We start from the raw sequence: 9,377 nt of genomic DNA, 5'->3' as shown, positions 1-9,377 counted from the left end.
CCGCTTGACAAACAAAACCCAGGGATGTCTTCACGGACGACAAACCCGGCCCGCGACCAATCGCCTAGCGACGCGCCAAACCGTCGATCATCACTTCGAGCGTGAAGTCGAACCGGTCATGGCCCTCACCCGCCGTCAACTCGACGGCATGGCTTGCGGTGTAAGGAAAATCCTCCGCGGGCAGCGAAGCGAGCCGCCGCTGCATCTCGTCCCGTCCGACGACCCACACGGCGTCCTTCTCCGCCACCCGCCGGCGCACGATCGAGGTCTCGAGGCAGTAGGCGGCCACGTAGAGCAGCAGGGAATCCACGCCCCACGCCGCGGCCTGCGCTGGGACGCCCCCGTTCAGAAGGATCGCCAGCATCCCTTCATTGAGCCGCGCGGTGTCGAGGTCGGTGGGTGCCACCGCGAACGCAGCACCGGAGATCCCGGGATAGGCCAGGTAGAGATCGCGCAGCTGGACGCACACGTCGCGGATCTGCTCACGCCAGTTCGCGGCGTCCGGCTCCGGCAGGACAATTCTCGTGCACAGCCGCGCGATGAGCAGCTCGTCGAGGTCGGTCTTGTTGACGACGTGCGCGTAAAGCGAGGCGGGACCGGTGTTCAGCGCGTCGGCCACACGGCGCATGGACAACGCCTCGTACCCCTCGGTGGCGATGATCTCCAACGCGGCGTCGACAACCTGCTCGACAGTGATCGGCACCGTGCGCCGCCGGGGTTTCGTGCTGGTTCCGGGTTTCGGTGGCTGATGCCGTGCCGCGCGCCGTTCCTTGGGGTCCACGGGTGCACCTTATCCCGGAGCGTTCGTTCGCCGAACACTGTTCGCCTGACCTGCTCGCCATATGCAGATCATCGGTATATGCTCGCGTCATGAGCGACTCAGCCCTGCGCGAGCCGACCTTCCTGGTCCTCACCGCGCTAGCCGCCCAGCCGCAGCATGGCTACGGCGTGCTGCGCGATGTCGAAACGATCTCCGACGGCCAGGTCAAGCTGCGGGCTGGCACGTTGTACGCCGCACTGGACCGGCTTCACGCGGAGGGCTGGGTGGAAGTGGATCGCGAGGAAGTCGTGGACAGCAGGCTGCGCCGCTACTACCGCCTGACCGAACCGGGCGCCGCGCGGCTGGCCGCGGAAGTCCAGCGACGGCAACGTCACACGACTGCTGCCGAACAACGGCTTCAGCTCCGCAGCGCAGGAGGACTGGCGTGAGCGACTTGGAGCGACGCTACCGGTGCCTGCTGGCTTTGTACCCGCGCGCGCACCGAGCCGCGCACGGCGAAGAAATGCTGGGAGTACTGCTCGACGGTGCCGAAAACCGAAGCACGCCAGGGGTTGCCGAAACGGTTGACCTCGTCTGGGGCGCCGTCCAGGTCCACTGGCGACATGCTTTGCGCGGACACTCCCGGCGGGACACGTTGGCGATAGTCAGCCTGCTGGCACCGGTGCTGTTGCTGACCGGAGCCGCCTCCACCGTGCGCGAGATCCGGAGCGTGGCCCGGCTGGACGGGTGGCCGCTGCGGATGTGGCTGGGAGCGCTCGCCGACGTCCCGGTGTGGTCGGCTTGGCTGGCCGCCGTCGCGCTCGGCGTGTGGGGCATGCGTCGCGCCTCGGTGATCCTCGCGTGGGTGGCTAATGCCGCCTTGATCACTGTCACAATCCTCGACCCGGCCCGGCATTGGTCGGTGGACGTGACTGCGGGCTGGGTGCTGCTCAGCGTTTTCGCGGCCCTCGCGATGACTGCGTCCCCGGGGCCGCGCCATGGCTTGGCTTTACTGGGCCGCTTGCGACTGTCCATCCTCGTCGGCACGGTCGTTGTGCTGCTTGCGCTCACGACAACCGCTCGCGGAATGCATCTGCCGCTCGCCCAATTGGTGCAACTGGTGGTGCTCGTGGTCGGTGTCTTCGCCGCTTGCCGCCTCCGCACCCGAAGCGGGCGTCGTGCCGCTTTGGTCCTTCTTGCGCCGCTTGTCGTGGTACCGGTCGTGGCGCGGTTGCTCGGATACCTGGACGTTTACGCGGTTCTGCCGCTCGTCCTTTACGCCACACCGGTAGTCGTCACCTTCGGATTCGGCGTCCTGCTTCATCGTTTCGACCGGAATTCCCGCCCGAACCGGAACTGAACCAGCGCTCACCTGGCCCGGCGAGTACGGCGGATCCACCACCCAGCGCCGCCAACACCAGCGCCGCCCAGCCAGAGAACAAGATGATGGCGCAGGAGCACGGCGGCGAACTGGCCTGCCACGCCAGTAATGATGCCGACCGCGACCAGAGCCGTCACCAGCGCCATCGCAAGGGCGAGCAATGCGTGCCGCCGGATCGCCGGATCACGTACCCAGCCGTCGACCGTGCTCGCCCAGTTGTGCGTCGGCCGGCCGTCCCTCTCCTCTGCGATACGGCGCTCGGTCGGCATAGTCGGGACTCCTCCGGGGTCGGTGCCTTTGACAGCTACCGAACGAATGGGGAACCGCCGATCTCATTTCAGCCAGACCTGTGCGGCGGATGCGGCCCCCCGGAGTCTCCGACTCCCGGGGGCCGCACCTGTCATGCCGACGACATCAACACGATATGTCGACGGCGATCCGCCGGAATACCGAGGCGAGGCCCCCCGCCCTCGTCACAGCAACCGTCAACAGTGCCAATGCTGCTGATACCCGCAGCAGCAGCACTACTGATTCCGAACGGGCTATCATTTTTTCCTTTCCTGGCGAGGAACCGCCGTACACCCGGCATAGGCAGTTCCGTTTCTCGGACACGAGGAGCCTTGCGCTGTCCGCTACGCGGACCCGATCAGCGAGTTAGGAAGCGTCGAGAGCAGCGACATACATCGCCGCGTCCCGGTCTCCGGACTCGGCAGCACGGTGCCACCACACGGCCGCGTCCTCGGGTAGTTCCAACAGTTCCAGCAACTCCGCGACTCGGCGGGCCGCATCGCCTCGTCCTCTGCCGGCCTCCCGCAAGGAGCAGGCCAGTTCGGCGTAAGGCCATCTGCCTTGATCAAGCGAGCAAGCGCCGGCGGGATCGCCCGGGAAGGCCGTCCCGCCGGCGCCGCGCACCTGCGCGGCATTCGAATCCGCTGAATCCAGTGCGGCGCGAATGCTGCGCAGGTGCGCGTTCTTTGCCAGCTGATCTTGCCGAGCCGGGGCGTCAACGTGGTCGTAGCCGAAGCCTACGCCCACAGCATCACCCCTTCTCTTCCTTCATGCCAGGCCGGATGCCAGCATCCGCAACTGCTTCCTGGCGCTCGACAGGTAATTGCTGACCGTGCCCGGAGCCAGCTTCAGCAATTCGGCGACTTCCGCCGCCTTGAAGCCGCCGACCTCGCTCAGGAAGAAAATCTCCCGGTGCCGGTCGGGGAGGCGCCGGAGAAACTCCAGCACCACAGCACGATCGATAGTCCGCTGGTCCGGATCCAGCATCGCGGCCTCCGGCCGCGCCGCCCGGGCGATCAGCTTGCGCTCCCGAACCTGGCGCCGCCGATGGTCGAGAAACAGATTCCTGACCACCGTCACCGCGAACCCGATGCTCCACGTCACTTCCGCGGTCCCGGTCAGGACGATCGACCACATCTTGACGAACGCGTCCTGAACCAGGTCCTGCGCGAGTGCCGTGTCCTCTTCCGTGAACCTCTTCGCAGCAGCCAGTGCTGCGTCATAGGCCTCGTCAATGAACGCATCGAACGCTTCGCGGACCCTCGTCCGGTCGCTCTTGCCGCCGCACAGGGCGGACGGACGGCACGACCAGACCCCCGGAGACCCGTGGCACGGGAATTCTCCAGGCTCACCACCGGCACAACTCATCACCGGCGAACTCCTCACTCGCGGAACTGGCCCACCCGCCCGGGTGACGGGCGGGGAGGCAATGAGCTCCTCGACTCCCTAACGTCCGGGACCCGGCGATCTTCACCTCCGAGCCCCGCGTCCGATCGGGTGACCTCGCGAGTCACCAAGCGCAAGCCCTTCTCGCGAATGGTCCGGAGTGAGAGCACTGTCGTGAGCGCACGCGCGGGGCGATGCCAGGCACCGGATTCCGCGATTCCGCCCTCCCCGCCCCGGCCGTTGTGATTGACTGACCGGCACGAAGCGATCGCGGGTCCGAAGGGGTACCGAGGCCATGACGCAGTGGGTCAGCATGCCGGTCGGCGGCGGCGACGCCATTCTTTTCGAAACCGATGCCGATGACGGCGTGAGCCGGGCCGCCAGGGGGAACCAGCCGGTCGGCCGGGGTCCGTCGATCGAGCAGGCGTCCGAGTCGGTCCAGGAGGCGCTCCAGCGGATCCGGCCCGCGGCCGAGGCCGTGCTCGCCGAGTTCCGGGCGATGGAGCAGCGGCCGTCCAAGATCAGCCTGCAGTTCGGCATCAAGGTCACCGGCGAGGCGAACCTGGCGATCGCCAAAACCGCGGGCGAAGCGAATTTCACGGTCAGCATGGAGTGGACCGCGCCGTCGTCATGAGCGCTGATCCGCTCGCCGCGGCCGTCGTCCGGATCAGCGGGGCGGCCGGGGTCGCCGGGGCCGGGTTCCTGGTGGCTCCCGGCCGGGTCGCCACGTGTGCGCACGTGGTGGCCGCGGCGCTCGGCGAACTCGGGGACACCGAGTGCCCGGACGGGCTCGTGCAGGTCGAGTTTCCCCTGCTGGCAACGGGTTCTCCGATTCCCGCGCGCGTGGTCGACTGGCAGCCGGACAGCGGCGACGGAGCGGGCGACGTCGCGGTGCTTCAACTGGAAGAGCCCGCCCCGTCCGGCGCGCTGCCCGCTCCTTCGCGGATCACCGACGACGTCCGCGGGCATTCGTTCCGCACGTTCGGGTTCCCGTTCGACCAGGACGCCGGCATCTGGATCGAGGGCAGGCTGCTCGGCGCGCAGGGCACCGGCCGGATCCAGATCGAGACCGACGCGCGGCAGTGGCGCATCGAGCCCGGGTTCAGCGGCGCGCCGGTGTGGGACGACGACGCGAACGGCGTCGTCGGCATGGTCGTCACCCGGGCCAACCGCCACGACACCACCGCGCACCTCATCCCCACCACCGCGCTCGGCGACACCTGGACCGTCGCGGCGGAAAACCCTTACCGGGGACTGAAACCTCTCGAAGAACGAGACGCCGCGCTGTTCCACGGCCGCGACGCCGAACTGGCCGAGCTGACCGAGCAAGCCGCCCGGCAAGACCTCGTCGTCGTGGCCGGTCCGTCCGGTTCGGGCAAGTCGTCGCTGGTCCGCGCCGGTCTGCTGCCCCGCCTCCGCGCCGCGGGCGCGCGGGTGCTCGACATCCGCCCGGACACCGGGACCGAACCGGTCGCCATGTTCGCCGCCGCGATCGGGCAGCCGGTCGAAGACCCGGCGGCAGCGGCGAACGCGCTCGCCTCCGACGGTGCCGCAGTGCTCTTCGTGGACCAGTTCGAGGAGATCGTCGTCGCGGACCGCGAGGGCGCGCGCCGGTTGCTCGAACTGCTCACCCGGATGATCGCGTCGCAACGACGGGAACCGGGCGAACCGGCCCCGCTGCGGGTCGTGCTCACCTTGCGCGCCCGGTCCCTCGACTCGCTCATCACCCGCGAAACCGCGGACCGGCTCAACAAGGCTGTCCGCTTCCTGCAGCCGATGTCCCGCGACGAGTTGTCCGAGGCGATCACCGGACCGGCCGCCGAGGTCGGCGGTCTCGCCTTCGAATCCGGCCTGGTGCCGCGCATCCTCGACGATGCGATGGACCAGCCCGGCACGCTGCCGCTGGTTTCCCTGGTGCTGGAACGGCTTTGGCAGCAACGGCACGGCGGCTGGCTCACCCACGCGGCTTACGAAAAGCTCGGCCGGGTGCCCGGTGCGCTGGGCCAGGCCGCCGACGAAGCGCTCGAAGCCCTTCGTCCGTCCGAAAAGGACGCTGCGCGCAGGCTGCTCGTGCAGCTCGCGAGACCGGACGGCGACGCGGGATTCGCCCGGCGTTCGGTCCGGCTCGGCGAACTCGGCCCGGACCTGCGGGACATCGCGCACGAACTCGCCGCCCGCCGCCTCGTGGTGCTCGACGACGACCAGCGCGCGGACCTCGTCCACCAGGCGTTGATCGACTACTGGCCCCAATTGCGGGACTGGCTCGCCGAAGACCGGGATTTCCTGGTCTGGCAAGCAGACCTGCGGCAGGACATCGACCAGTGGGAGCAGTCCGACCGGGACCACGGCGGTCTGCTCCGCGGCGCGGCGCTCGCCACCGCCCGGCAATGGCTCGCCCAGCGCGGGTCGGATATCGCCGTACCGCACAAGGAATACATCGAACGCAGCTACGCCGCCGAACGACGCGGCATCCGGCGCTGGCGCATCGTCACCGCCGTCGCACTCACCTTGGCACTGGCCGCGAGCGTGCTCACCGTCGTGGTACTGCGCAATCAGGCGACCATCAACGACAATCTGCACACCGCCAACGCGATCCTGCTGGCTCAGGAATCCTTGCGCGACGCGAACGGGCAGGACACGTCGGCGTTGCAGATGGCACAGGCGGCGTGGCGGGAAAACCCGCACAGCAGCGAGGCTTATGGCGCGCTGCTGCAGCAGGAGCTCTATTGGCGGGGGATCGACCGGATCCTTCCGCCGCGGCACATCGCGGCGACCGACCGGATCGTGTCCACTGCGGACGGTCAGCGCATGATCATCAAATCCGCCGATCCCACAACGCCGGTCGCGCTCTGGCAAGGGCTGCCCGGACCCGCGCCCCAGTCGCGCGCACTCGCCGTCAACCCGACCTCGTCCCTGGAACTGAGCCCGGACGGCAGGCTGCTCGCCGAGTCCGGGAACGAGCCCGGGGTCAAGATCTGGGACCTGGACGGCTCCGCCCCGCCGGTCGTCCTCCGGGCCGGCGACGCGACAGCGTTCGAGTCCGTGGCGTTCAGCGCGAACGGCCGGTACCTCGTGGGAGTGCCCAACGAGACTGCCCGGCCCCGGCTCCTCCAGGTCTGGGATCTCCAGACCCGCCGCGCGACCTCGACCCCGCTGCCAGCCAGCCTGGCGACGGGCATGGTGAACACGGTGTACCCGACCGACGACGGACGCCAGGTCGTCCTGTTCGAGCAGCCGAGCGACCCCCACGCCAAGAACCAGGCAGTGGTGCGCGACGCCGCGACCGGCGCGCTGATCCGCTCGCTCGGCCAGGGCGTTCTCGTCGGCAACGGCCGGAAGTTCGCCGCCTGCGACGGCGAAACAGTCACCCTCCTGGACGTTTCCGGCACCCGGTCGGGACAGCTGGCGAGCGGCGTCGACTGCTCCGGAATGGACCTCGACGTCACCGGGCAATTCCTATTGCTGAACAAATCCGGAGCAGGACCGCTCGAGGCCGTGCACTGGGCGGACGGAAAGCGGTACTTGTTCGCCGATCCCTCGGTGACGGTCAACTGGGCAACCGCGCACACCTCGCCGGCCCCGGTCCTCCTCCCCGCCGCGGACGGCCGGTTGACCGCGCTGACCGTGCGGAACGGGTCGATGCAGCTCAGCACCGTGGCCACGACGGACGCCAAACCCGCCGACGCCACCTCGTGGAACCCGTCCGCCCGGTCGCCGGACGGCCGGCGCTGGGCAGCCCGCACCGACGCCGGAGAACTCGCCCTCCTGGACGCGCATCAGCAGGTGCTGAAGCAGGTCTCAGTGCCCGCGCCGACCGCGCTTTCCTTTGACCCGAGCGGAAAACACGTCCTTGCCGTCAGCGAGGACGGCACGCTGCGGACCTACCGGGCGGACGACCTCGTCCTCGAACACGAAGCGCCGCTTCCCGGCGACCCAGACCCGAACGACGACGGCACGATCATCGCCGTCCCAGGACAGAGCGTGGTCGTCCTGCACGCGAAAACGGTCACGTTCTGGGATCCGGCCACCGGGCAGCAGACCGCGCCGCCGCTGCCGCTGACCACGCAAGCCGATGTCGCCAAGGCGAAGGCGAGACCAGGACATCCCGGGCAGATCTTCGTCTACGGCGGGCACACGGCCGCGGTGTGGGATCTCCCGAGCCGGAAAGCGATCGAGACGTTCCACTCGGACTTCTTCCCGGGCGCCCCGGCCATCGACCCCACCGGCTCGTTCGCGGCCATGGTCAACGGGGTGGTCAGCGGCGTGGTCCTGCTCGACCTCAACGCGAACCGGATGCTGCCGACGATGCCCGCGTCGATGAACACCCTGTACGGCATCGACGGCGACTATCTGTTCGGCGAAGCCACCCTGGACTTCCAGGTGTGGCACTGGCCCGATCATAAGCTGGTCACCGACATCCAACTCGGCGACGGATCGCTCAACCGGGCCGTCGAGAACGGAAACCTGGTGCTCGACACCAGGCCGGGCCCGCGGCCGTCGGTCCCGCTCGACGGCGCCGCCTGGATGCGGCACCTGTGCGGCATCAACGACCGGGACTTCACCCCGGCCGAGAAGACCCTCCTGCCCGCAGGTGCGGAGCAAAGCCGTCCGTGCGCCTAAGACTGCCCTTCCAGCCACTCAACCCCGGCCGTCAGGACACCGCACAGCCGCTCAGAACACCGCGACCGGATTGACCGGCACCCCCGTCAGCCCGAGGATCCGGGGCGGAGCCGCGACGAACAGGAAGCTGTACCGCCCCAGCTCCGCGCACACCGCGGCCAGTTCGTCGGCGTCCACCGCGTCGATCAACGGCATCCCCAGCCGCGGGAGAGCGACCCCGTGCATCGCGGGAGGCGAGCACACCGGCGGGTAGGCGTCCGAGAGATCCCCGGCGTACAGAGACACCCCGCGGTCGTGCATCCACCGCGTCGCGTCGAGGCTCATGCCGGGCATGGGGTTGCCTCGGTACCGGGTCTGCACCCAGCCGAACCGCGCGACCAGGGCGTCACCCGGTTCGACGTGGACGTTGAACCGTTCCTCCGCGGCCTCGAGGTCCTGCGCGGTGAGCGCGCGGTCGGCGGGAACCGGACCGTCGGCGCCGAAATCGAGCAGGATTCCCCTGGTCACGATGCCTTCGGCGAACGCGGTCGTGGAGCCGTGCACAACGCCGCCCATCGTGACGCTCTCGTTCGCCGGGCGGCCCGGATACACCTGGCCGTCCTGCGGGATGTGCGCCAGCGCGTCCAGATGCGTGGACAGCGTGTGGTGGTTCGTCACGGTCAGGGCGTCCGCGTACGCGATCGCGGGGCTTCCGGTGTACAGCATCATCTGCTGGACCGGCGATTCCTCGGCGGTCCGCGGCGGGAAGGGACCGCTCAGCACCGGGGCCGGCTTGATCGGCACCGCCAGGGACACCGAGCGGCCGGTGCGCACCTCGCGCGCGGCTCGTTCGCGGACCTCGTCGGTGATCAGGTTCAGCGTGCCGAGTTCGTCGTCGGCGCCCCAGCGGCCCCAGTTGCTCGGCAGGTCGTTCCGCTCGCTCATGGTCGTGATCGTACGGAG

9 protein-coding genes are annotated in these 9,377 nt (G+C 69.0%); 4 read left to right on the top strand and 5 right to left on the bottom strand.

What is annotated here, in order from left to right; translation table 11 throughout:
- Positions 1–64: 64 nt before the first annotated feature.
- On the bottom strand, positions 65–781 hold the full coding sequence (locus EIZ45_RS12365; RefSeq protein ID WP_134664720.1) for a TetR/AcrR family transcriptional regulator: 717 nt from the start codon (positions 779–781) through the stop codon (positions 65–67).
- An 89-nt stretch (positions 782–870) separates the two neighbouring features.
- Here EIZ45_RS12365 and EIZ45_RS12360 point away from each other — a divergent pair, with 89 nt between their 5' ends.
- Positions 871–1,209 carry a PadR family transcriptional regulator gene (locus EIZ45_RS12360; protein WP_037817971.1) on the top strand — a complete coding sequence of 113 codons (339 nt, stop codon included), beginning with the start codon at positions 871–873 and terminating at the stop codon, positions 1,207–1,209.
- Positions 1,206–2,120: a hypothetical protein gene (locus EIZ45_RS12355; RefSeq protein ID WP_134664722.1), complete on the top strand. Its 915-nt coding sequence runs from the start codon at positions 1,206–1,208 to the stop codon at positions 2,118–2,120. Before EIZ45_RS12360 ends, EIZ45_RS12355 begins: the two co-directional genes overlap by 4 nt.
- Positions 2,121–2,128: 8 nt before the next feature.
- On the opposite strand, the gene EIZ45_RS12350 is transcribed toward EIZ45_RS12355, so the two are convergent.
- From EIZ45_RS12350 to EIZ45_RS12340, 3 genes are all read right to left on the bottom strand, one after another.
- Positions 2,129–2,410: a hypothetical protein gene (locus EIZ45_RS12350; protein WP_134664724.1), complete on the bottom strand. Its 282-nt coding sequence runs from the start codon at positions 2,408–2,410 to the stop codon at positions 2,129–2,131.
- 385 nt (positions 2,411–2,795) lie between these two features.
- Positions 2,796–3,176 (bottom strand): hypothetical protein, encoded by a 381-nt coding sequence (locus tag EIZ45_RS12345; protein ID WP_134664726.1) that lies wholly within the window; start codon positions 3,174–3,176, stop codon positions 2,796–2,798.
- Between the two features lie 21 nt (positions 3,177–3,197).
- Entirely contained in the window at positions 3,198–3,797 is a 600-nt protein-coding gene (locus EIZ45_RS12340; protein WP_134664728.1) for an RNA polymerase sigma factor, read from the bottom strand.
- A gap of 313 nt (positions 3,798–4,110) precedes the next feature.
- Between EIZ45_RS12340 and EIZ45_RS12335 the strand changes: the two genes are divergently transcribed.
- Both EIZ45_RS12335 and EIZ45_RS12330 read left to right on the top strand, forming a co-directional pair.
- Entirely contained in the window at positions 4,111–4,449 is a 339-nt protein-coding gene (locus EIZ45_RS12335; protein ID WP_134664730.1) for a CU044_2847 family protein, read from the top strand.
- Entirely contained in the window at positions 4,446–8,435 is a 3,990-nt protein-coding gene (locus tag EIZ45_RS12330) for a trypsin-like peptidase domain-containing protein (protein WP_134664731.1), read from the top strand. The genes EIZ45_RS12335 and EIZ45_RS12330 overlap by 4 nt, the downstream gene beginning before the upstream one ends.
- A 51-nt stretch (positions 8,436–8,486) precedes the next feature.
- Here EIZ45_RS12330 and EIZ45_RS12325 read toward each other — a convergent pair whose 3' ends face one another.
- Positions 8,487–9,359 (bottom strand): cyclase family protein, encoded by an 873-nt coding sequence (locus EIZ45_RS12325; RefSeq protein ID WP_134664733.1) that lies wholly within the window; start codon positions 9,357–9,359, stop codon positions 8,487–8,489.
- Between the last annotated feature and the right edge of the window lie 18 nt (positions 9,360–9,377).

It is taken from the genome of Amycolatopsis sp. CFH S0740 (genome assembly GCF_004522315.1).
Taxonomy (GTDB): domain Bacteria; phylum Actinomycetota; class Actinomycetes; order Mycobacteriales; family Pseudonocardiaceae; genus Amycolatopsis; species Amycolatopsis nivea.
Note: the sequence above shows the minus strand (reverse complement) of the source record. Positions and strands in the feature narration are given on the sequence as shown.

What these genes read in the sequence shown, in the direction of transcription:
- EIZ45_RS12350 (WP_134664724.1), bottom strand. Translation starts at nt 2,410, where the DNA reads ATGCCGACCGAGCGCCGTATCGCAGAGGAGAGGGACGGCCGGCCGACG.
- EIZ45_RS12330 (WP_134664731.1), top strand. Translation starts at nt 4,446, where the DNA reads ATGAGCGCTGATCCGCTCGCCGCGGCCGTCGTCCGGATCAGCGGGGCG.
- EIZ45_RS12325 (WP_134664733.1), bottom strand. Translation starts at nt 9,359, where the DNA reads ATGAGCGAGCGGAACGACCTGCCGAGCAACTGGGGCCGCTGGGGCGCC.
- EIZ45_RS12360 (WP_037817971.1), top strand. Translation starts at nt 871, where the DNA reads ATGAGCGACTCAGCCCTGCGCGAGCCGACCTTCCTGGTCCTCACCGCG.
- EIZ45_RS12335 (WP_134664730.1), top strand. Translation starts at nt 4,111, where the DNA reads ATGACGCAGTGGGTCAGCATGCCGGTCGGCGGCGGCGACGCCATTCTT.
- EIZ45_RS12340 (WP_134664728.1), bottom strand. Translation starts at nt 3,797, where the DNA reads ATGAGTTGTGCCGGTGGTGAGCCTGGAGAATTCCCGTGCCACGGGTCT.